This is a genomic window from Micromonospora sp. WMMD812, assembly GCF_027497215.1.
Lineage (GTDB): Bacteria > Actinomycetota > Actinomycetes > Mycobacteriales > Micromonosporaceae > Micromonospora.
This window is the reverse complement of record NZ_CP114904.1, coordinates 3,771,786-3,793,340: the sequence shown is the minus strand read 5'-3', so window position 1 is coordinate 3,793,340 and position 21,555 is coordinate 3,771,786. Positions and strand designations below refer to the sequence as shown.

Below are 21,555 nucleotides of genomic sequence, written 5' to 3'. Positions count from 1 at the left end.
GTGTACCGCGCCCCCGGGTGGGGCATCATCGGATCCCATGAGGACGGCCGCCGAGACCGAGGTCCGGCGGCCGTCCGCCGTCCGCGCACTGACCTCGCTGCTCGCGGTGACCGCGGCGGCCACCGTCGTGGTCGAGCTGCTCAACTGGTGGTACGCCCCGGAGCAGGGCTTCGGGCTCGCGGTCCGGACCGGCTGGGCGATGCTGCGCTCGCTGGGCTTCCTGGTGCTGATCGGGCACGTCCGTCGAGGTCGGACGGTTGCCCGACCGTTCGGGCTGATCCTCGCGGTGACCACGGTCTTCGCCGTCGGCCGGCTCATCGTGCCGCGCCAGGGTCTGCCACCAGCGCCCGGGGTGCTCGGCTTCGCGTTGCTCACCGGGCTGTGCGCCGCGGTGGTCTGGCTGCTCTACCGCTCGCCCGCCCTCGCCGGGCACCTGGTCCGGCATCGCCCCCGGCTGGTCATCGACCGGTCCGGCATCTCCTGGCGGGAGGTGCCACCGCGCCGCCCCGAGGCCAGTGGCTGGTTGCTCACCAGCCGGGTGGCGGCGTTCACCTACAGCCCGCTGATGCTGGTGCCCGCCCTCGTCGCCGGGGGCGCGGTGCTGGACGGCCGGCTGGTCGCCGTGCCCGCCGTGCTGATCTGGTTCGGCGCCGGGGTGGTCACCAGCTACGCGGTACTCCTGTGCACCGCCTTCCTCATGCGCGGGCGACGCTGGGCCCGGGGCCTGCTGGTCGCCGTCACCGTGGTGGTGCTCGCCGTCGACCTGCCGCTCTGCCGCTGGCTGCTCGGCGTGGACGGCCTGGTCCGGGACGGCGGACCGCTCGTCGCCGCCGCCGGCGTCGCGTTGTACGGCCTGTGGCGCGCCGCCCGCGCGGAACAAACCACCCCAGCCTGATCCCCCGGGGTTCCTCGAACCGTTGATCATGAGGTTCGCGACGCCTCCGGAGATCGAAACCGCCACGAACCTCATGATCAACGGTGTCGGCAGGTGGGAACCGTCGGGCGGGTTGCCGGTGCGGTATCGGTGATTGTGAGCGCACACCGGGCAGGATGGGCCTACGGGCCAGCCGACCCGGTGCGCCGGGCGACCGCCGGAGGAGGGCGACGCGGTGAGCGACGAGTTCGACGTGGCGGTGGTCGGGGCCGGCCCGGCGGGGTCGGCGGCCGCGCTGGCGGCGAGGCGGGCCGGTGCCCGGGTGCTGCTGCTGGACCGAGCGGACTTCCCCCGCGACAAGGCGTGCGGCGACGGGATCGCGGCCCACGCGCTGGACGTCCTCGACGAGTTGGGCGTACGGGACGCCGTCGCCGGTTACCCGCCGCTCCCGGCGCTGCGGCTGGTGGGCCCAGGCGGCGGCACGGTCGCCAAGGTGCTGCCCCGGCCGGCGTACACGGTGCCCCGGGAGGTCTTCGACGCCCGGCTGGTCGCCGCCGCGGTGGCGGCCGGCGCCGAACTGCGCCGGCACACCGTTCGCCGGATCGAGCAGCGCGCCGACCGGGTGGTGCTGAACGGGGAGCTGACCGCGCGGGCGGTGGTCGGCGCGGACGGGGCGGGGTCGGTGGTCCGCCGGGCGCTCGGCCACCCGGTGAACCCGGACCGGCACCTGGCGCTGGCCATGCGGGGATACGCGCCGGCGCTGCCCGGGCCGCCCGAGCAGCTCATCGTCACGTCCGGGGCGCGCTGGCCGGCGTACGCCTGGTCGTTCCCGATCGGTGACGGCCGGGCGAACGTCGGGTACGGCGAGGTGCTCCGGGGTGAGGGGCTGACCAGGGCGTACCTGCTCGACCGGCTCGCGGCGCTGCTGCCCGACACCGACCCGGCGACCGTCGACGGTCTCCGCGCCCATCACCTGCCGCTCTCGACGCACCGCCCGGCACCCGGACGGGGGAGGGTCGTGCTGGCCGGCGACGCGCTCTCGTTGATCAGCCCGTTCACCGGCGAGGGGATCTTCTACGCCCTGCTCTCCGGGGCCCTGGCCGGCGCCGCGGCGGCCGGTTCGCCGGCGCGGGCCGCGGCGCGGTACGCCGACACGCTGCGCAGTCGGCTCGGCACCCATCTGCGACACAGCTCGATGGCGGCCTGGTTGGCCCGCCGTCGCCGGGTGGTCGACTCGGCGGTGCGTGCGGCCCGGCGGGACGACCGGGTCTACCGCACGATCGTGGAGCTTGGCCTGGGCGACGGACGGCTGGACGCCCGTACCCTCGCGATGATCGGCATTGGTCTTCCGGCGCGGGATCGGCCTCCCCAGCGGTGATCCGCCCCGCCGGTCGCTACGCTGCTAGGTGATGTCTCTGCGGAACCTTCTCTACTCCGTGTACGAGCGGCGCCTCACGGCGAAGCTCGCAGGCAAGCCGGTGCCCCGACACGTCGGCGTGATGTGCGACGGCAACCGGCGGTGGGCCAGGGAGATGGGGTACGTCGACCCGAACGACGGGCACCGGGTCGGCGCCGCCAAGATCAAGCATGTGCTGGGCTGGTGCGACCAGGCCGGTATCGCCCACGTCACCCTCTACCTGCTGGCCACCGACAACCTCCGGCGGCCGGCGAGCGAGCTCGACCCGCTGCTCCAGATCATCGAGGACCTGGTGGTGGAGCTGGCCGAGGAGGGCAATCCCTGGCGGCTGCGGATGGTCGGCGCGCTCGACCTGCTGCCGGCGCAGACCGCGACCGCGCTCAAGGCGGCCGAGGAGCGCACCCGGGAGCGTAGCGGCGGGGCCGAGGTGAACATCGCGGTCGGCTACGGCGGTCGGCGGGAGATCACCGATGCGGTCCGCTCGCTGCTGCTCGAGCACGCGGCCGCCGGTGGCACCATCGAGGAGTTGGCGGAGGTGCTGGACGTCGAGCACATCGCCGAGCACCTCTACACCCGCGGCCAGCCGGACCCGGATCTGGTCATCCGGACCAGCGGTGAGCAGCGCCTCTCCGGGTTCATGCTCTGGCAGTCGGCGCACTCCGAGTTCTACTTCTGCGAACTCAACTGGCCCGACTTCCGGCACATCGACTTCCTGCGGGCGCTGCGCTCGTACGCCAACCGCCAACGCCGCTACGGCGCCTGACCGGCGGCCCTCGCCCGGGCCGTCAGGTCAGGTGGTGGGCGGCTTCGGTGAGGAAGTCGCCGAGGGCGGCGGGGGAGTCGATGGTGAGATCGGCGGCGTCGGCCACCTCCTGACCGGTCTCCGGGTTGGCCACGGCGACGCAGACGCCGAAGAAGTCCGGGTCCGCGGCGGCCCGGGCACGCAGCGCGGCGAACGCCTTGATGTCGGAGACGTCGTCGCCGAAGTACCAGGCCGCCTCGGCGTCGCGGATCACCTCGCCGATCACCATGCCCTTGTCCCGGTCGACCGGTGGCTTGAGTTCGAGCACCATCCGGCCCGCCTGCACCCGCAGCCCGAGCCGGTCGGCCTGGGCGCGACCCCACTCCTGCACCGCATCGCCCAACTGCCGAGCGGTACGCCAGTGCAGCGCCACCGACAGCCGCTTGTACTCGACGAGCGTGCCCGCGGGGAGTTCGGCGCGGGCGAGGTCGGCGAGCTCGGCCATGGTGGGCACCCAGGGCAGCGCGGCCGGCTCGGTCACCGTCTCCCCGCCGGAGTGACTGTGTTCGAGGCCGTAGAGGCCGTAGAGATCCACCCCGTCGAGGCCGCCGAGATGCGCGCGGAGGAACTCCACCGGCCGGGCCGACACGATCGCGATCCGTCGGACCATCGGGGCGAGCGCCTCGATCGCCGCCAGCACCTTCGGCGCGGGCTGGACCGCGGTCGGGTCGTCGTCGACCGGCGCGAGCGTGCCGTCGAAGTCGAAGAAGAGCACGGTCCCGCCGGCTCGACCGGCGGTCGTGCGCCAGGCCTCATCGGCGTCCAACGGAGTCCTCGGCTGCTGGTTGCCCACATTCAACGGCGGCACGCGCGTCAGCGTACCCCGGCTCCGGCGGCTCATTCGTGGCCGATAAAAGCCCCTCGGCGAGGGCGGAATGATCAGCGTTCAGCGGCTCCCCGACCCCGGCGCCCGAAGGGCACGACCGCCGCCTCCTGCCCGTGGCTGAGCAGGTAGCCCTCCACGAAACCGGTGTTGCGGTCGCCGGTGTGCGACTCGATTTCGTTCAGCCGGGCGACCAGGAACTCGGTGAGCGCGCTGATCCGGTCGTTCAGTCGCTCGTGCAGCTCCGCCAGCACGGCCAGGACGACCGAGGTGCCGGCGATGGTGAGAGCGAAGAGGTTCACGAGCATGGGAAGCTGCCCGCCGTTGACCACGAGGGTCACCGCGTTCCCGGTGACGCACAGCGTCAACGACACCGTGGCCACCACGACTGCCAACCATTTCAGGGTCATGGACAGACCCCTCCTTCTGTCCCGCAGGGCTGGGTTCGGCCTTGTCCCGTCCCCCCGCCGACGACGAGCCCAAGCAGTACGAATAGGGACGCTAGCGTGCCCGTTCCAGCCCCGGAGCGAAACGAATGAGTCTGACCTGCTGTTCTTTCGCCATCTGAGGAACTAACCGGCCTGCTGTCCTCGCTTTCGGACATCGACCGGGAGAGTCGGGCGATAAGCGAGGTAGCGAATGGTTTCGCGGATGTGGAACTTCTCCGCGTCCGAGACGTTCGGATCGACCAGCCGGCGCAGCAGCGCCTCCACGTCGGGATCCATCGGTGGAGGAGGCTGGTTCCCGCGCGGCGCGGCGGCGGTGCGGTCCCAGCCGAGGGCCGCGAACGCGGCGGCCGGGTTGAGGCCGAGCCCCTCGCAGAAGGCGACCACCCGCTCGGCCTCCGGGTCACTGGCCCAGTCGCCGCGTACCCACCGGTTGATGGTCTGCCGGGAGACGCCGGTGCGGCGGGAGACCTCGGTGCCACTCCAGGCCCGGGTCGCACGTGCCTCATCGAGGGCACGCCGGACGAACGTCGCAAAGGCGATCTTCCGTGCGTTGGCCGTCTCGGTCACCCCGTGACGGTACGGCCAGTCGGCCCGGGATGAGGGCCCTGGCACGCTGCTGTCACGCGAACGTGACGGACCATTCGGATTTCCGGTAAACGATCCAGCGCCGCTCCTGAGGGGTATCACCTGGGCAGAATAGATGCCCGTAGGTGTCGGGGTAAACGGACGAAAAGCTGATACTGTCACGCTCATGGGACAACCTACGGTGTGTCACGTGCCTGAGACGATCGGTGCTCACATGCGTCACATCTTCGGTGCAGGGGAGGTGTGGTGACCGAACTAGCAACCCGTGCCCAGGCCTTCGGTCTGATCGCCCAGGGGGTCGATGCCGGCCTGAGCGCCCCCTGGCGCCTCTACCTGGCCCGGGGCTGCCGTTACCTCTCGCTGAGCGTGGGCGACCGGACGGAGTGGAACGCCTGGCGTACCCACCTCGGCTGCCCCGAGCTGAGCGTCCGGGTCTACGACGCCGGCGGCGAGATCCGGCGGTCGTCGGTGGCGGAGGTGGTCCTGGACGGCTGCCGGATCAGCGTCGAGCTGGTCGAGGAGGTCAGCACCGACGACCTGGACCGGCTGCTGGTCGCCGATCCCACGAGCGTCGAGCCGGAGGAGCGATGACCCGGCACCCGCGGCACATCGGAGGGGCGCGATGAGCCCCTTCCTCGCGATCTTCCTGGTACTTGTGCTCGGCGCGACCAGCTACGCGGCCGGGCGGTTGCACGGGCAGCTCAGCTACCGCATCGGCTACCGGTTCGGCTACCGGCAGGGCTACTTCGACGGCGACCGTGGCGCCTGGAACCGGCGCCGCCGGGACGCGCAGGCCGCCATCGCGTCGGCGTTGTCCGCGCCGCCGAGCACGCTGCAGGTGAGCGGCACGGTGGCCCGGCCCGGCACCACGTACACCGGCTCGTCGTTCACGGCGCCGGCCGCCCCGGTCACCGGGCGGCACCCGACCGGCACCCTCGTCCGGCGAACCGGTTAGACGGCCGACGGGGCGCCCACGGGCGCCTCGGCGGCCGCCGAGCAGGCGCGGTGCGTCGTCCGCGGCGGACACGCACCGTCGGGGCCACGTCAGACCGGTGACGGTGGTCCCACCGGCCGGGATGCGCGCAGGGGGCATGCATCCCGGCCGGCTCCGCCGCCCACGGCTCGGCAGCCGGCGTGCCCGATCGCGCCGGCTGCCGCCGGCCGCGCGGCTGTTCACACACCGGTCCCCGGAGATCCACGATCGCCCCCTAGCCGGGGGGCCCGTACGCGGCTAGCGTCTAGGCATGGCACGGGGTTCTCCCGGGCCAACCGGTTGCCCGGACCTGCGACCTCGCGCACGGGGCCCGCATCCGACCCCGTGTCTGCCCGGGCACCGGAGGAGGCGGAACGCGGGTGGCGGGTGCCCACCTGCCGGAGCAGGCCTGTGACGACTCGCCGTACCACCGCCGGTGCCGACCAGACCCCGGCCGCGACTGCCACGACCCGCCGCGCCACCCGGAGCCGCCGCACGGCGGCCGCCGCGTCGGCCGACGCCAAGGAGCCCCGACCAGACGGCCAGGTCTATGTCCTGGACACCTCGGTACTGCTCTCCGACCCTGCGGCGTTCCACCGCTTCGCCGAGCACGAGGTGGTGCTGCCGCTGGTGGTGATCTCGGAACTGGAGGGGAAACGGCACCATCCGGAGTTGGGCTGGTTCGCGCGCCAGTCGCTGCGCATGCTGGACGAGCTGCGCGTGCGGCACGGCCGCCTGGACCGTCCGGTGCCCGCCAACGACGCCGGCGGCACCCTGCGGGTGGAGCTCAACCACACCGACGACGGGGTCCTGCCGCCCGGCTTCCGCACCGAGTCCAACGACGCCCGGATCCTCTCCGTGGCCCTCAACCTGGCCACCGAGGGTCGGGCGGTGACCCTGGTCAGCAAGGACATGCCGCTGCGGGTCAAGGCCGCCTCGGTCGGCCTGCGCGCGGACGAGTACCGGCACGGCCAGGCCAGCGACCCGACCTGGACCGGGATGTCCGAGCTGGAACTGAGCGAGGAGCAGATCGGCCGGCTCTACGGCGGCGAAGCGATCGACCTGGACGGGGCGGCGGGGCTGCCCTGTCACACCGGCCTGGTGTTGCACTCCGCGCGGGGGTCGGCGCTCGGCCGGGTCCTGCCGGACAAGTCGGTGCGGCTGGTCCGCGGCGACCGGGAGGCGTTCGGTGTGCACGGGCGCTCCGCCGAGCAGCGGATCGCGCTGGACCTGCTGCTGGACGAGTCGATCGGCATCGTGTCGCTCGGCGGGCGGGCGGGCACCGGCAAGTCGGCGCTGGCGCTCTGCGCCGGGCTGGAGGCCGTGATGGAGCGGCGCCGGCATAAGAAGGTGATCGTCTTCCGACCGCTGTACGCGGTCGGCGGCCAGGAGTTGGGCTATCTGCCCGGGTCCGAGTCGGAGAAGATGTCGCCCTGGGCGCAGGCGGTCTTCGACACCCTGGGGTCCGTGGTGCACGAGAACGTGCTCGAGGAGGTCACCTCCCGCGGTCTGCTCGAGGTCCTGCCGCTGACCCACATCCGGGGCCGCAGCCTGCATGACGCCTTCGTGATCGTGGACGAGGCGCAGTCCCTGGAGCGGGGGGTGCTGCTCACCGTGCTGTCCCGGATCGGGCAGGGCTCCCGGGTGGTGCTCACCCACGACGTGGCGCAGCGGGACAACCTCCGGGTCGGCCGGCACGACGGGGTGACCGCGGTGATCGAGGCGTTGAAGGGCCATCCGCTCTTCGCCCACGTCACGCTCAGCCGTTCGGAGCGGTCGCCGATCGCCGCGATGGTGACGGATCTCCTGGAGGATGTCCCGACCTGATGACTGTTATGTCCGGGTTCATCCGGATTTAGCTTGTGGCGCAAGTCACAAACATGTCCGGTGGTTTCCCATCGGCCTCACTGTGCGCGATGGTGTCCCACGAGCGCCCGCGCACCGGAAAGATCGCCGAGCATCGTTCGTCACACCAGGAACGAGATCGGCGGGATCCGGTACGTCGGCTGCGACCGGCTGCGGTCGGGGCGCTCACGGCGCGGGGACGGGGCCCCGAGGGCCCGACACCGCGCCGTGTCCTTGCCCCCGACGAAGGGACCACTTCGTGAGTCGGCTGTGGAGCCGGTTGGGTGCCCGTACGGCCGCCGTCGCACTGCTCTCCGTGGGTGTTGCCGGCGGCTTCTATCTGGGCGAAGACCGGGAGACCCAGCAACAGGGCCTCACCGCGCAGGTCGGCGCGGAGGTCGACCAGGCCGAGTACGAATACCAGCGGGACCGGCAGGCCGCACACCAGATGCAGTCTGCCAAGCAGCGCGCGGCCGAGTACCAGGCCAAGCTGCGGGCCGCCGAGGCCGCCAAGGAGGCAGCCGAGCGGGCCCGGAAGGCCGAGCAGGCCGCGGCGTCCCGCAAGCGCGAGCGCGAGGCCGCGGAGAACGCGCCCGCCAAGCCGTACACCGGGCCGATTCCGGCCTCCTGCGAGGAGTACAGCGGCAACCGGAAGATCGGCTGCGCCGAGATGATCAAGGCGGGCTTCGAGATCGCGGAGTTCCCCTGCCTCGACAAGCTCTGGAGCAAGGAGAGCGGCTGGAACCACAAGGCCCGCAACTCCTCATCCGGTGCGTACGGCATCCCCCAGGCGCTGCCCGGCAGCAAGATGGGTTCGGTCGCCGACGACTGGCAGACCAACCCGGCCACCCAGATCAAGTGGGGTCTGGGCTACATCGAGGGCCGGTACGACACGCCGTGCAAGGCCTGGGCGCACTCGCAGAGCAGCGGCTGGTACTGATCACCACGCGACGACGGCGGGGCGGGTGGAGCACCACCCGCCCCGCCGTTGTTCGTCCGGTGCGGCGGGACGTGAGTGGCGGCCGGCCGGGTTTGCTGATAGCAGTTGGAGGGTGACCCTGCTCCCCGGAAGTGGCGACCCCAACCGGTTCGGCACCGAGGCCTTCTACGCGGCGCTCGGCCGGGCCTTCGTCGCGATGTGCGCGGTCGTGCCCTTCCTCTTCCTCATCGAGGCGATCGACCAGGGCCTCGCGTTCGGACTGGACTCCACCGCCGGCATCATCCCGCACCGCATCGACGGTCTTGACGGGGTCTTCTTCTCTCCGTTCCTGCACCACGGCTTCGACCACCTCTACAGCAACAGCATCCCGCTGATCCTGCTCGGCACCTTCGTGCTCGCCGCCGGCGCCCGCCGGTTCCTCTGGTCCACCCTGGTGATCGTCCTGGTCAGCGGGCTCGGTGTGTGGTTCACCGGCTCGTCGAACACCGTGGTGGTCGGTGCGAGCGGGGTTATCTTCGGCTACCTCGGCATCCTGCTCACCCGGGGCATCGTCGAGCGCAGTTGGTGGAACTTCGCGGTCTTCCTGCTGGTCGGTCTGCTCTACGGCTGGCAGCTCGTCGGAATCCTCCCCACCGACGACCGGATCTCCTGGCAGGGGCACCTGTTCGGGCTGCTCGGCGGGGTGATCGCCGCCATCCTGTTCCGGCGCCGCCGCTCCGACCGGGGCGGGCCCTACCACTCCGAGTCCACGCTCTCGCTGCCCTGACGCCAGCGGGCGCCGCCGCTCCGCCCCAGCCCGCCCGGCCCCGCCCCGCCCCGCCCCAGCCCGCCCGGGCGCGCCCCGCCCCGGCGCGGCGCAGCGCGCGCCCATGCCGGGCGTGCTCATGATCTGCGCAACTTTCCGGATGTTGCTGTCTCCCAATCCTCCGAGGGGGCAACTTCAGGGATGTTGCCGCCTCGATGCGGTCCCCGGTCCCGGCTCGGCCTTGGTGCCGCGGGTTGGGTCCGGGTCAGCTCGAGCCTCGATGCGGCGGCTCGGGCCCGGGGAAGGGCTCGGGCCGCGGGCAGGGTTCGGGCCTCGGAAGGGCTCGGGCCTCGGGGGGTGTGTGGCGGCGGCGTCGCGAGCTTTCGCGCGGCGTCCTGGGACATGCTTGCCCGGGCGGCACCGCCGCCCTACCGTCGGCATCAGCACGCGTTGATCCGCGAGCGGGAAGCGACGGTACGCCATGCGCGAGGTCGATGTCGCAGTGATCGGGGCCGGTCCGGCCGGTCTCTTCGCCGCGTACTACGCCGGGTTCCGAGGGCTCTCCGTGGCGGTGATCGACGCCCTGCCGGAGCCCGGCGGCCAGGTCACGGCCATGTACCCGGAGAAGCTGATCCTCGACGTGGCGGGCTTCCCGTCGATCAAGGGCCGCGACCTGGTGGCCAACCTCGTCGCCCAGGCCGCGCCGTTCGCGCCGCGGTACCTGCTCGGCACCCGGGCGGAGAAGCTCTCCTACGCCGACGGGCACCCGGTGCTCGGCCTGGCCGGCGGGGAGCAACTGCGGTGCGGCGCGGTGATCGTCACCGGCGGGCTGGGCAGCTTCACCCCGCGCCCGCTACCGGTCGCCGAGCACTTCGTCGGCACCGGGATCGTCTACTTCGTACCGCAGCCGGCCGAGCTGGCCGGCCGGGACGTGCTGATCGTCGGCGGGGGCGACTCCGCCTTCGACTGGGCGTTGACGCTGCACCCGCTGGCCCGCTCGGTGACGATGGTGCACCGGCGGGAAAAGTTCCGGGCGCACGCCGCCACGGTCGCCCGGGTCCTGGCGCTGCCGATCCGGGTCGTGGTCAACGCCGAGGTGACCCGGCTGCACGGTGACGGCGCGGTCAGCGGCGCGGAGATCACCGTGCGGGGAAGCGCCGCGGAGACGCTGCCGGTCGACACGGTCGTCGCGGCGCTCGGCTTCACCGCCGACCTCGGCCCGCTCGCCGAGTGGGGGCTGCGGCTGGACCGGCGGCACATCGTGGTGGACAGCACGATGGCGACCAACCTGCCGCGGATCTTCGCGGCCGGCGACATCACGGAGTACCCCGGCAAGGTCCGCCTGATCGCCACCGGCTTCGGCGAGGCGGCGACGGCGGTCAACAACGCGGCCGTGGCGATCGACCCGGCCGCCCACCTCTTCCCGGGCCACTCGTCGGACGGCACCTGACCCGGACCGGTACCGTAGGCGGCTTTCCGCGTGGTCGGATTCCCGCCGCCGCCGCCGCTGCCGCTGTCGCTGTCGGTCATGCCGCGCGGCTGACGCGGCCAGCCGGTCAGGGCAGGCCGATCAGGTCGGCCATCAGCCCGACCTGGTGGTCGAAGTACGCGTCCCGGTGCGGCAGACTCCGGTTGATCCGGCCGAACAGCTCGAAGCTGATCAGGCCGAAGAGCTGCGTCCAGCCGGCCATGCCCCGAGCGAGCAGCGCCTCCGGCAGCTCCGGGAAGAAGGCGTCGGCGAGTTCGGTCAGGTCCTCCCGCAACGGTGCGGCCAGCTCGTCGGCCGGGGTCGGGGTGAGCAGGCCGGCGGCCAGCCCGTCGCGGAGGACGCCGACCAGGGTCAGCGGTGGCCGCTGGGCCGGGCCGATGGTGTCGTCGGGAGCGGCATATCCGGGCACCGGGCTGCCGTAGAGCAGCGCGTACTCGGCCGGATGGGTCAGCGCCCAGTCGCGGGCGGCCCGGCACGCGGCGTGCCAGCGCCCACGCAGGTCGTTCCGGTCGACCGCGGCGTCGGCCGCCTCCACCGCGTCGCCCAGCGCGTCGTACGCCTCGATGATCAGGGCTGTCAGCAGCTCGTCCCGGCTCGGGAAGTAGCGGTAGATGGCCGACGAGACCATGCCCATGTCCCGGGAGACCGCGCGCAGCGAGAGGTTGGCGCCGTCGGTCGCGAGGTGCCGGCGGGCCACCGCCTTGATCTCGGCGATCATCTCGGCGCGGACCCGGGCGCGGATCGAGGGTGCGGACATGGATTCACTCTGCCACATGAGAGAGCGCGCGTCCAAAACTAGAGCGGTGCTCTTGACACGGCCGCCGCCCTGCCGCATTCTGGTGTCAGTCGAGAGCAGTGCTCTCGCAACGAAGCTCTGCGTCGAAAGGTGACCTCCCATGGCACTGCACGTGATCGTCGGCGCCGGACCGGTCGGCACCGCCACCGCTCTTCTGCTCGCCGAGCGGGGTGAGCGAGTCCGCCTGGTGACCCGGCGCGGCACCGGCCCCGAACACCCGGCCGTGGAGCGGGTGGCCGCCGACGCCACCGACGCCGACCGGCTCGGCACGCTGGCCGAGGGCGCGGAGGTGCTCTACAACTGCGCCAACCCGCCGTACCACCGCTGGTCGACCGACTGGCCGCCGCTCGCCGCCGCGCTCCTGGCCGCCGCCGAGCGGGCCGGGGCGGTGCTGGCCACGGTGGGCAACCTCTACGGCTACGGGCCGGTGGAGGGCCCGATGACGGAGGCGACCCCGCTGCGGCCGAGCAGCGTCAAGGGCCAGATCCGGGTGCGGATGTGGACCGACGCCCTGGAGGCGCACCGCGCCGGCCGGGTGCGGGTCACCGAGGTGCGCGGCAGCGACTACCTCGGTGCCGGTGCCCAGTCGGTGGCCGTCATGCTGGTGCTGCCCCGGGTGCTGGCCGGGCGGCGGGCGACGGCCCCGGCCGACCTGGACGCCCCGCACAGCTGGACGTACGTGGGCGATGTCGCCCGGACCCTGGTCGCGGCCGCCGGTGACGAGCGCGGTCTCGGCCGACCCTGGCACGTGCCGAGTACACCCCCGGTCTCCCTGCGCGCCCTCGCCGAGCGCGCGGCGACGCTGGCCGGCGCGCCGGCGCCGAAGCTGTCCCGGCTGCCCTACCCGGTGCTCTGGCTGGGTGGCGTGTTCAGCCCGCTGGTCCGGGAGTTGCGCGAGGTGGCCTACCAGTTCGACCGGCCGTTCCTGCTCGACTCCCGCGCGGCGACCGCGACGTTCGGCATCGAGCCCACCCCACTCGACAAGGTGCTCGCCGAGACCCTCGCCGGGCTACGCCGCTGACGATGGTCGCGGGCCCGTTCCGCGCGGGCCCGTTCCGCGCGGGCTCGCAAAGCGGCGGAGCGCTCAGCCCCGGCTGCTCAGCCCTGGGGCTCACCGCCGGGCACTCCAACGCCGGAGGGCTCAGCGCTGGGGCGCGAGGGCGGCGACGAGCACGGCGACCATGGTGAGGGCGGCGCCGATCAGCGTGGTGGGGCCGGGATGGGAGGCCGCCGTCGGCAGGGCGAGGTCCAGCAGGACCGCGCCGACGACCTGGCCGGCGATGGTGGCCAGCCCGAGCAGCAGGACGCCGGTGAAACGCACGATGGCGGCGGCGATCGCGATGAACACGATGCCGATCGGACCGCCCAGGTAGAGCCAGGGTTCGCTCGGCAGGCTCCCGGCCGGCCAGCCGCGTACGGCCACGTCGACGGCGAGCGCCACGAGCAGCGCGACCGTACCGACGGTGAAGTTGACCAACGTGGCGGTCAGCGCGCTGTCGGCGGCGGCTCGGACCCGCCCGTTGACCGCCTGCTGCCAGGCGATGCCCACCCCGGCCAGCAGCGGCAGCACCGCCAGCGCCAGCGCCTGCGGCTCGCCGAGCCGGTCGCTGACGGCGATCAGCACCGCGACCACGGTCAGCACGGCGCCGGTGAGCCGCTGGCCGGTGACCGGCTGCCGACCGGTCGGGCCGATGCCCGCCCGGTCGACCGCCAGGCTGCTGCCCGACTGGCCGGCGACCACCGCCACGGTGAACACGGCCACCCCGAGCGTGCCGATGGTGAGCCCCTGGGTGGCCACCAGGAACGCGCCGCACACACCGCCCAGGCACTGCCACGGCCGCAGGGAGCCGGCGGCGAGCGCCTTGCGGAGGGCGACCAGGCCCCGGCGCCCCGTCGGGGTGGCCGGGACCAGGGCCAGCAGCACCAGCAGCCCCAGGCCGAAGGAGACCACCGCAGCGGCGAAGCCGTCGTCGAGGCGTACGCCCAACTCGCCGTTGATCCGGGACTGCACGGCGACGGCGACCCCGGAGACGCTAGCCAGACCCACGCCGACGATCCGGCGGGTCGCCGGCAGGGTGGCCTGGACGGTGGTGCCCGCGCTCACTCCTGCTCGGCCAGGGGTCGGCCGTCGAAGTCGACGGCCGAGTAGAGCGCCAGCTTCTCCAGCCGGTGGTACGAGTCGATCACCCGGATCGTGCCGCTCTTGGACCGCATCACGATGGACTGGGTGTATGCGCCGCCCGCCCGGTAACGCACCCCGCGGAGCAGGTCCCCGGAGGTGACGCCGGTGGCGACGAAGAAGCAGTTGTCCCCGGTGACCAGGTCGTCCGTGGTGAGCACCCGGTCCAGGTCGTGCCCGGCGGCCAACGCCTTCTCCCGCTCCTCGTCGTCCTTGGGCCAGAGCTTCGCCTGCATCACACCGCCCATGCACTTGAGCGCGCAGGCCGAGGTGATCCCCTCCGGGGTGCCGCCGATGCCCATCAGCACGTCGACGTCCGACTCGCCCCGGGCCGCGGCGATCGCGCCGGCGATGTCGCCGTCGGAGATGAACCGGATACCCGCACCGGCCCGTCGGATCTGGTTGACCAGGTCCTTGTGGCGGGGCCGGTCGAGGACGCAGACCGTCACCTCGGAGATGTCGGTGCCCTTGACCTTGGCGATCCGGCGGAGGTTGTCGGCGACCCCGGCATTGATGTCCACCACGTCCGCGTAGAGCGGGCCGACGGCGAGCTTCTCCATGTAGAAGACCGCGCTCGGGTCGAACATCGCGCCCCGCTCCGCGACCGCCAACACCGCCAGGGCGTTCGGCATGCCCTTGCTCATCAGCGTGGTGCCGTCGATCGGGTCGACCGCGACGTCCACCTCCGGACCGGTGCCGTCACCGACCTCCTCACCGTTGAAGAGCATCGGCGCGTTGTCCTTCTCGCCCTCGCCGATCACCACGACGCCCCGCATCGGGATCGAGTTGATCAGCTTGCGCATGGCGTCGACGGCGGCCCCGTCGCCGCCCTCCTTGTCACCGCGGCCGACCCAGCGGCCGGCGGCCATCGCCGCCGCCTCGGTGACCCGGACCAGGTCGAGGGCGAGGTTGCGGTCCAGATTCTGTGGAATCCGGGTCCTGGTGTTCGTCATGACGGCTCCTCCTCGCGACGGTGCGGGGTGGACCGGCGCCACGGGACGTCCCGCGCTGCCGGCTTTGTCGCTGATCCTCACACGATGGCGGACCGGGCGCGGGAGCGGGGCGGTGATGGCCCGGATACCGCCGGTCGGGCGGCTGCGAGAATGGCGGCGTGGAACCCGCACAGCCTGCCGACCGCGTACCCGCCGAGCCGACCCCGACCAGTGGCCCGACCCCGACCGGTCGCCCCTCCTCGCCCGGTAGCCCCTCCTCGACCGGCCCGGACATCCCGCCGCCGGTCGACGGCGAGCCCGCCCTTGTCGAACCGGCCGGGACCGGAACGCCAGCGCAGCCGGCCGCGCCCGCGCCGGGGGCGCAGACGGCCGCGGCCGGCCAGCCGCCGAGCGGCCTGTCGCCGGCGGGCGTCCCGGGTCCGACGCCGACGGGCGCCCCGGTGGACTCGCCGACGCCGCCGGCCGCGGTCGACGCGCGCCGGTCCGAGCGGTCGCCCAAGGACATGGCGATCTCGCTGCTGGTGCTGCTGATCCCGATCGCCCTGCTGCTGGCGTTCTACCGGGGATTCCTGGGCGGAGACGAGGCCAACACGGTCGACCCGGCGCCCGCCGTCGAGCAGGCCCGGGCGGCGAACGCCTTCCCGGTCAGCCAGCCGGCCGACCTCGGTTCCGGCTGGCGCACGGTCAGCGCCAGCTACCGGTCGGTCGACGGCGGCGCGAACCTGCGGATCGGCTACGTGACCCCGGAGGGCCAAGGTGCCCAGCTCGTGCAGAGCAACGTCCCGGCCGAGCAGCTGCTGCCGGCCGAGCTGACCGACCGCGCGCAGCCACAGGGCCAGGCCGACCTGGCCGGGCGGAACTGGCAGCGGTACACCGCCCGGGAGAACGAGCAGGCGCTGGTGCTGCTGGAGCCAGGCCGGACGGTGATCGTGGTCGGTGACGCCCGGGAGGCCGAACTGCGCCAGCTCGCCGCCGCACTGAGCTAGCCGTCGCGCTCAGCGGAACGCCGGGGACGGCGGGCCGGCGCGGGCATCGGACCGCCGGTGACGTCGGGCCGCCGGAGGCGTCGGACCGGCGGAGGCGTCGGGCGGCCGGGACGTCGGGCGGCCGGGACGTCGGGCGGCCGGGACGTCGGGCGGCCGGGACGTCGGCCGGCGGGAGCGTCGGGCGGGCGGCGACGTCGGGCCGCCGATGGCAGGTGAACGGACCGTGTCCCGTTGATGTCCGACCGGTCGGCTACGCTGCCCCGGCTGATGCCCGGGCGGTCTCATCGCCCGGGCGCTTGTCATACCTGGAGAAGAGACGACCGTGAACATTCGACGGTGGAGCGTCGGCGTTGTCGCCGCCACCCTGTTCATCCCCGCCATGGCCGCCTGCAACTCGAAGACCGACGAGCCCGCGGCCGGCGGCTCCCCCGCCGCGGCCGTCCCGGCCGACCCCAAGGAGGCGCTGCTCGCTTCCACGAAGGAGCTCGAGAAGGGCAACTTCACCTTCACCCTCGCCGGCGACGGCATGACCGGTCAGGGCCTGGTCCACAAGCCGAGCAACAGCGCCCAGGTCACCATGACGATGGACGACGGCTCCGGCACGTCCATGGGCATGGAGCTGATCTACATCGAGCCGGAGAGCTGGGTGAAGCTCGACCTGGGCGAGCTGGGTGACATGATCCCCGGCGCGGCCGCGACGAAGGACAAGTACCAGCACCTCGACCAGTCCAAGGTCAAGGACGCGGAGGCGCTCAGCCTCAACATGCAGGACGTGGACCCGGGCGACAGCGCGACGCTGCTCAAGGGCATCAGCGACGTACAGAAGACCGGCGAGGGCGCGTACGGCGGCAAGCTCGACGCCTCCGCGGTGACCGACTCCGACGCCCTGGACGCGGACCAGGTTAAGGCGCTCGGCGCGCAGGCCAAGGCCCTGCCCTTCACCGCGAAGCTGGACGCGCAGGGTCGCCTCACCGAGCTGGTGATCTCGGTTCCCGCCGCGGGCGAGACCAAGGCGCACGACATCAAGGTCACCTACGCCGACTACGGCAGCGCCACCGCCGCGCAGAAGCCGCCGGCGGACAAGGTCGTCGAGGCGTCCGAGCAGACGTACGAGATGTTCAAGTAGGTCGAACGACGGCGACGGGGGCGGCTGCGGCCGCCCCCGTCGTGTGTCCACGAGGGTCACCCGGTCGGGGCAACCGGACAGCAGGGTGATTGTGCGGCGCGCCGGCAGGGAACAGGAGGAGAGCGGACCCCGGTCGGGCAGCCACCGAGGCAACCGGCCACCGGGACCGCGCGGCGCAGCCGAGGGTCGTTGCGCCGCCCGGCTCCGGCGCCGCCAGCTGCGTCGGGTGACCCTTTTGGGAGACACAGATGAATGTTCGACGACTCAGCGCCGGCCTGCTGGCCGCCGCGTTGTTCACTCCGGGTCTCGCGGCCTGCAACGCCAACGGCACCCCGGGCGGCTCCGCCTCGCCGACCGCCACCACCTCGACGACGGCCACCGCCTCCGGTAGCGCCTCGCCGGCCAGCGGCGACGCGAAGCAGGCCCTGCTCGCTTCCACCACGGCGATCCGCGACGGGAACTTCCGGTTCACCATGACCGGTGTCGGCAGCACCGCCGAGGGCCAGGTGCACGAGCCGAGCCAGAGCGCGCAGATGCGGGTGTCGATCGGCGACGCGTCCTCGGACCTGTCGATGACGCTCGACGTCGTCCACTACCGCCCGGACAGCTGGGTGAAGGTGGACCTGGGCGGCAAGGCCGCCAGCAGCGTGCCCGGCCTGCAGAACCTCAACCTCGGCAAGTACCAGCACCTCGACCAGACCCGGATCAAGGGAAACCGCAACCTCGGCTTCGACTTCGACAAGCTCGACCCGGCCGGCAGCGAGGTGCTGACCCAGGGCATCACCGAGGTCCGGCAGACCGGCGAGGGTGCGTACAGCGGCACCATCGACCTGTCGAAGGCCGCCGAGGCGGGCTCGATGGACGCCAACGTGATCACCGCGCTCGGCCCGCAGGGCCAGTCGGTGCCGTTCACCGCGAAGCTGGACCCGCAGGGCCGGCTCAGCGAGCTGGTGATCCAGATCCCGGCGGCCGGCCAGGCCAAGGCGCAGGACGTCCGGATCACCTACTCCGACTACGGCAACGCCACTGCCGCGCAGAAGCCGCCGGCCGCCCAGGTCGTCGAGGCCCCGCTGGAGCTCTACAACCTCTTCAACTGACCGGGTGCGTCAGGCCGATCACGCGGTCGTGGTGGGGGATGGGTGCCACCGCATCGCCCATCACCACCGCTGATCGGGGCGGGTCAGGAACTCTGCTCCTGCCGGGCGGCGTCGATGCGGGCCCGGGCGCCGTCCAGCCACCGCTGGCAGATCACCGCGAGCGCCTCGCCGCGCTCCCAGAGGGCCAACGACTCCTCCAGCGACGTGCCACCGGCCTCCAGCCGCTCCACCACGGACGCCAGTTCGGCGCGCGCCTGCTCGTAGCTGAGCCGCTCGTCCGGCCCGGCCTTCGTCTCGTCAGTCATCGGCTCCATCCCAGCACACGCCGGTCCGCCCGGCTCACCCGTCCACCGTCGCGGCCAGCTCACCGTCGGCGAGGCGTACGCGCAGCGGGTCGCCCTTGCCCACCTCGGACGCCGCGCGCACCACATGCCCGTCGGCGCGCTGCACGATCGCGTACCCCCGGTCGAGGGTGGCCGCCGGCGAGAGCGCGCGCAGCCGGGCCAGGGTGTGCCGCAGCTCGTCCTCGGCGGCGGTCAGCCGATGGTCCAGGCAGCGTCCGGCCCGCTGGCGCAGCGCGGTCAGGTCGGTGGCCCGCTGGTCCACCATCACCTGTGGCCGGGCCAGCACCGGCCGGGAGCGCAGCGCGTCGAGCCGGTGCGCCTCGCGGTCGACCAGGTTGCGGACCGCCCGCTCCAGCCGGTTCCGGGCCTGGCCGATGAGGCGTACCTCCTCGGCCAGGTCGGGGACGACCCGCTTGGCCGCGTCGGTGGGGGTCGAGGCGCGTAGGTCGGCGACGTAGTCGAGCAGCGGGGCGTCCGTCTCGTGACCGATGGCGCTGACGACCGGCGTGCGGCAGGCGAAGACCGCCCGGCAGAGTGCCTCGTCGGAGAAGGGAAGCAGGTCCTCGATGCTCCCGCCGCCCCGGGCGATGATGATCACGTCGATGGTCGGGTCCGCGTCCAGGACCTTCAGCGCGTCGACGATCTGCGGCACCGCGCCCGGGCCCTGGACGGCCACGTTGACGGTCCGGAACTCGACGGCCGGCCAGCGGCGCCGGGCGTTGGTCAGCACGTCGCGCTCGGCTGCCGAGGCCCGACCGGTGATCAGGCCGATCCGGTGGGGCAGGAACGGCGGCCGGCGCTTGCGGGCCCGGTCGAAGAGCCCTTCCGCGGCGAGCAGCTTCTTCAGCTTCTCCAACCGGGCCAGCAGCTCACCGAGGCCCACTTGGCGGATCTCGTCCGCGCGCAGGCTCAGCGTGCCCCGGGCGGCGTAGAACTCCGGCTTCGCGTGCAGCACCACGCGGGCGCCCTCGCGCAGCTCCGGAGCGCCCGTGTCGAGGACGTCCCGGTTCGTGGTGACGGTCAGGCTCAGGTCGGCCGACGGGTCGCGCAGGGTGAGGAACACGGTGCTCGCCCCGGGCCGGCGGCTGATCTGCGCCACCTGCCCGTCGACCCACACCCAGCCGAGGCGGGCGATCCAGGCGCCGACCTTCTGGCTGACCACCCGGACCGGCCACGGCTCCTCGGACGTGCTCCGCTCCACCTCACCCGTGCTCACGCGCCCACCCTACGGACCTTGCCGGTGATCAAGAAGTTTGCGTCACCCGAGGCGCGTTTCCTGACGCAAACCTCTTGATCACGTGGGTGGAGTCGGGCCTCGATGGGGCGGCGTGCGCTTGGGGCGGAATGTCTGATTTTGGGGGGTCGGCGGGGGAGGCGCGCGCTGTTGGTGCGCCTCTCCGTCGGCCCTGGGTGGTGGCTGTGGTGACGGTCGCAGCCGATGTCCCGTTCCCGCGCGGCACGTACGATGGGCGGGTGACCGAGGCTCAGGCGACTCCCCAGACCGGCAAGCGCGTGCTCCTGGCCAAGCCCCGCGGCTACTGTGCGGGCGTCGACCGTGCGGTGCAGACCGTGGAGGAGGCGCTCAAGCTCTACGGTGCCCCGATCTACGTACGCAAGCAGATCGTGCACAACAAGCACGTGGTGCAGACGCTGGAGGCCCGGGGCGCGATCTTCGTGGAGGAGAACGAGGAGGTGCCGGAGGGCGCCACCGTCATCTTCTCCGCCCACGGGGTGGCACCGGAGGTCTACGAGCAGGCCCGGGCGCGCTCGCTGAAGGCGATCGACGCGACCTGCCCGCTGGTCACCAAGGTGCACCAGGAGGCGAAGCGGTTCGCCGCCGAGGACTACGACATCCTGCTGATCGGCCACGAGGGACACGAGGAGGTCATCGGCACCGCCGGTGAGGCCCCCGCGCACATCCAGCTGGTCGACGGCCCGGAGGGCGCCGACCACGTCACCGTCCGGGACCCGGACAAGGTGGTCTGGCTCTCCCAGACCACGCTCTCGGTGGACGAGACGCTGGAGACGGTGGCCCGGCTGAAGAAGCGGCTGCCGATGCTCCAGTCGCCGCCGAGCGACGACATCTGCTACGCCACGTCCAACCGGCAGCACGTGGTCAAGGAGATCGCGCCGGAGTGCGACGTGGTGATCGTCGTCGGCTCGCGCAACTCGTCCAACTCGGTGCGGCTGGTCGAGGTCGCGGTGGACGCCGGCGCCCGCGCCGGTCACCTGGTCGACTTCGCGCACGAGATCGACGACACGTGGCTGGAGGGGGCGCGCACGGTCGGCCTGACCTCCGGCGCGAGCGTGCCGGACGAGCTGGTGCAGGAGGTGCTGGCGTTCCTCGCTGCGCGGGGCTTCGCCGACGTCGAGGAGATCACCACCGCCAACGAGCGGCTCACCTTCTCGCTGCCGCAGGAGCTCAAGCGGGACATGCGCGCCGCGGCGGCCCGCGGCTGAGCCCGTCGGGAACGGTGGGGCGTCCTGGCGCGTCCGATACGGGTATGAGGACCCTTCGGTTCGCCGTCGCCGCGCTGGTCGCCGGCGCGGCACTGAGCGCTTGCGGCAGCCAGGACGGCACCAGCACGCCCACCCCCACCCTGACAACGGGAGCATCGCCGGTGACCGAGCAGCCCTCGAGCCCCACACCGTCCACACCGCCGAGCGGCCCGACCGTCGGGCCCTCCGGCTCGCCGACCGGCGCGGGCACCCCCACCCCGTCGCCGCCGGCGGGCGGCCGGTCGCTGACCGGCATCGTCACCTCCGGCGTCGAGCCGGGCTGCCTGCTGCTCGACGGCTACCTGCTGATCGGCGGGCCCCGGGACGTGCTGGCCGTGGGCGCGCGGGTCACCGTCAGCGGGCGGGTGGTTCCCGACATGATGACCACCTGCCAGCAGGGCACACCGTTCGTGGTGGAGAGCGCGCGGCGCTCCTGACGCCGGCGGCCCGGCGGCCGCTGGTCTGGGCGGTCGCGCGGTCGCTCCTGGCCCGGGCGGGCGTGTGGTCGCTCCCGGCCCGGGCGGCCGTGCGGATCAACGGGCCGGCAGCTCGCCGTCGGGCGCGTCGACCAACTCCGGCGGCCGACGCGCCAGCTCGCCGTCGGGCGTGTCGAGCAACTCCGGCGGCCGACGC

23 protein-coding genes are annotated in these 21,555 nt (G+C 72.9%); 15 read left to right on the top strand and 8 right to left on the bottom strand.

All coding sequences use genetic code 11. The annotated features are described in order from the left end of the window. The first annotated feature begins 37 nt into the window (after window positions 1-37). The 3 genes from O7603_RS17350 (at window position 38) to O7603_RS17340 (ending at window position 3,054) form a co-directional block, all read left to right on the top strand. Window positions 38-895 (top strand): hypothetical protein, encoded by an 858-nt coding sequence (locus O7603_RS17350; protein ID WP_281570851.1) that lies wholly within the window; start codon window positions 38-40, stop codon window positions 893-895. Window positions 896-1,109: 214 nt separating this feature from the next. Further along, the gene (locus O7603_RS17345) at window positions 1,110-2,252 is read left to right on the top strand and encodes a geranylgeranyl reductase family protein (protein ID WP_281570850.1); all 1,143 of its coding nucleotides are present in this window, start codon (window positions 1,110-1,112) and stop codon (window positions 2,250-2,252) included. Window positions 2,253-2,283: 31 nt separating this feature from the next. Further along, a complete protein-coding gene (locus O7603_RS17340) occupies window positions 2,284-3,054 on the top strand; it encodes an isoprenyl transferase (RefSeq protein ID WP_281570849.1) in 771 nt (256 codons plus the stop codon). Window positions 3,055-3,076: 22 nt separating this feature from the next. Here the strand turns inward: O7603_RS17340 and otsB are convergent, their stop codons facing one another. The 3 genes from otsB to O7603_RS17325 all read right to left on the bottom strand — a co-directional run bounded on the left by otsB (window position 3,077) and on the right by O7603_RS17325 (window position 4,932). Further along, complete coding sequence (gene otsB / locus O7603_RS17335; RefSeq protein ID WP_281570848.1) at window positions 3,077-3,901, bottom strand: trehalose-phosphatase; 825 nt, start codon at window positions 3,899-3,901, stop codon at window positions 3,077-3,079. Between the two features lie 71 nt (window positions 3,902-3,972). Next, on the bottom strand, window positions 3,973-4,326 hold the full coding sequence (locus O7603_RS17330) for a hypothetical protein (protein ID WP_281570847.1): 354 nt from the start codon (window positions 4,324-4,326) through the stop codon (window positions 3,973-3,975). A 162-nt stretch (window positions 4,327-4,488) separates the two neighbouring features. Next, a complete protein-coding gene (locus O7603_RS17325) occupies window positions 4,489-4,932 on the bottom strand; it encodes an XRE family transcriptional regulator (protein ID WP_281570846.1) in 444 nt (147 codons plus the stop codon). A gap of 264 nt (window positions 4,933-5,196) precedes the next feature. Between O7603_RS17325 and O7603_RS17320 the strand changes: the two genes are divergently transcribed. From O7603_RS17320 to O7603_RS17295, 6 genes are all read left to right on the top strand, one after another. Next, on the top strand, window positions 5,197-5,541 hold the full coding sequence (locus O7603_RS17320) for a hypothetical protein (RefSeq protein WP_281570845.1): 345 nt from the start codon (window positions 5,197-5,199) through the stop codon (window positions 5,539-5,541). Between the two features lie 31 nt (window positions 5,542-5,572). Beyond that, window positions 5,573-5,905: a hypothetical protein gene (locus O7603_RS17315; protein WP_281570844.1), complete on the top strand. Its 333-nt coding sequence runs from the start codon at window positions 5,573-5,575 to the stop codon at window positions 5,903-5,905. 429 nt (window positions 5,906-6,334) lie between these two features. Beyond that, window positions 6,335-7,750 carry a PhoH family protein gene (locus O7603_RS17310; protein WP_281570843.1) on the top strand — a complete coding sequence of 472 codons (1,416 nt, stop codon included), beginning with the start codon at window positions 6,335-6,337 and terminating at the stop codon, window positions 7,748-7,750. 277 nt (window positions 7,751-8,027) lie between these two features. After that, window positions 8,028-8,708 (top strand): lytic transglycosylase domain-containing protein, encoded by a 681-nt coding sequence (locus tag O7603_RS17305; protein ID WP_281570842.1) that lies wholly within the window; start codon window positions 8,028-8,030, stop codon window positions 8,706-8,708. A 112-nt stretch (window positions 8,709-8,820) separates the two neighbouring features. Next, window positions 8,821-9,474 (top strand): rhomboid family intramembrane serine protease, encoded by a 654-nt coding sequence (locus O7603_RS17300; RefSeq protein WP_281570841.1) that lies wholly within the window; start codon window positions 8,821-8,823, stop codon window positions 9,472-9,474. A gap of 460 nt (window positions 9,475-9,934) precedes the next feature. Beyond that, window positions 9,935-10,903 carry an NAD(P)/FAD-dependent oxidoreductase gene (locus O7603_RS17295; RefSeq protein ID WP_281570840.1) on the top strand — a complete coding sequence of 323 codons (969 nt, stop codon included), beginning with the start codon at window positions 9,935-9,937 and terminating at the stop codon, window positions 10,901-10,903. A 106-nt stretch (window positions 10,904-11,009) separates the two neighbouring features. Here O7603_RS17295 and O7603_RS17290 read toward each other — a convergent pair whose 3' ends face one another. After that, window positions 11,010-11,699, bottom strand: coding sequence for a TetR/AcrR family transcriptional regulator (locus O7603_RS17290; RefSeq protein WP_281570839.1), 690 nt, complete (start codon window positions 11,697-11,699; stop codon window positions 11,010-11,012). Between the two features lie 139 nt (window positions 11,700-11,838). On the opposite strand from O7603_RS17290, the gene O7603_RS17285 reads away from it, so the two are divergent. Next, window positions 11,839-12,759: an NAD-dependent epimerase/dehydratase family protein gene (locus tag O7603_RS17285; RefSeq protein WP_281570838.1), complete on the top strand. Its 921-nt coding sequence runs from the start codon at window positions 11,839-11,841 to the stop codon at window positions 12,757-12,759. Window positions 12,760-12,879: 120 nt separating this feature from the next. Here the strand turns inward: O7603_RS17285 and O7603_RS17280 are convergent, their stop codons facing one another. Together O7603_RS17280 and glpX are read right to left on the bottom strand one after the other, a co-directional pair. After that, a complete protein-coding gene (locus tag O7603_RS17280) occupies window positions 12,880-13,812 on the bottom strand; it encodes a DMT family transporter (RefSeq protein WP_281576719.1) in 933 nt (310 codons plus the stop codon). A 26-nt stretch (window positions 13,813-13,838) separates the two neighbouring features. Then, entirely contained in the window at window positions 13,839-14,870 is a 1,032-nt protein-coding gene (gene glpX / locus O7603_RS17275; RefSeq protein WP_281570837.1) for a class II fructose-bisphosphatase, read from the bottom strand. Window positions 14,871-15,028: 158 nt separating this feature from the next. Between glpX and O7603_RS17270 the strand changes: the two genes are divergently transcribed. The 3 genes from O7603_RS17270 (at window position 15,029) to O7603_RS17260 (ending at window position 18,079) form a co-directional block, all read left to right on the top strand. After that, window positions 15,029-15,856 (top strand): DUF4245 domain-containing protein, encoded by an 828-nt coding sequence (locus O7603_RS17270; protein ID WP_281570836.1) that lies wholly within the window; start codon window positions 15,029-15,031, stop codon window positions 15,854-15,856. 322 nt (window positions 15,857-16,178) lie between these two features. Then, window positions 16,179-16,982: a hypothetical protein gene (locus O7603_RS17265; protein WP_281570835.1), complete on the top strand. Its 804-nt coding sequence runs from the start codon at window positions 16,179-16,181 to the stop codon at window positions 16,980-16,982. Window positions 16,983-17,230: 248 nt separating this feature from the next. Then, on the top strand, window positions 17,231-18,079 hold the full coding sequence (locus tag O7603_RS17260; protein ID WP_281570834.1) for a hypothetical protein: 849 nt from the start codon (window positions 17,231-17,233) through the stop codon (window positions 18,077-18,079). Window positions 18,080-18,162: 83 nt separating this feature from the next. Here the strand turns inward: O7603_RS17260 and O7603_RS17255 are convergent, their stop codons facing one another. Beyond that, a complete protein-coding gene (locus tag O7603_RS17255; RefSeq protein WP_281570833.1) occupies window positions 18,163-18,384 on the bottom strand; it encodes an exodeoxyribonuclease VII small subunit in 222 nt (73 codons plus the stop codon). A gap of 34 nt (window positions 18,385-18,418) precedes the next feature. Then, complete coding sequence (gene xseA / locus O7603_RS17250; protein ID WP_348651079.1) at window positions 18,419-19,585, bottom strand: exodeoxyribonuclease VII large subunit; 1,167 nt, start codon at window positions 19,583-19,585, stop codon at window positions 18,419-18,421. Between the two features lie 311 nt (window positions 19,586-19,896). On the opposite strand from xseA, the gene O7603_RS17245 reads away from it, so the two are divergent. Both O7603_RS17245 and O7603_RS17240 read left to right on the top strand, forming a co-directional pair. Beyond that, window positions 19,897-20,883, top strand: coding sequence for a 4-hydroxy-3-methylbut-2-enyl diphosphate reductase (locus O7603_RS17245; RefSeq protein WP_281570831.1), 987 nt, complete (start codon window positions 19,897-19,899; stop codon window positions 20,881-20,883). A gap of 44 nt (window positions 20,884-20,927) precedes the next feature. Then, complete coding sequence (locus O7603_RS17240; protein WP_281570830.1) at window positions 20,928-21,359, top strand: hypothetical protein; 432 nt, start codon at window positions 20,928-20,930, stop codon at window positions 21,357-21,359. Window positions 21,360-21,555 lie beyond the last annotated feature (196 nt).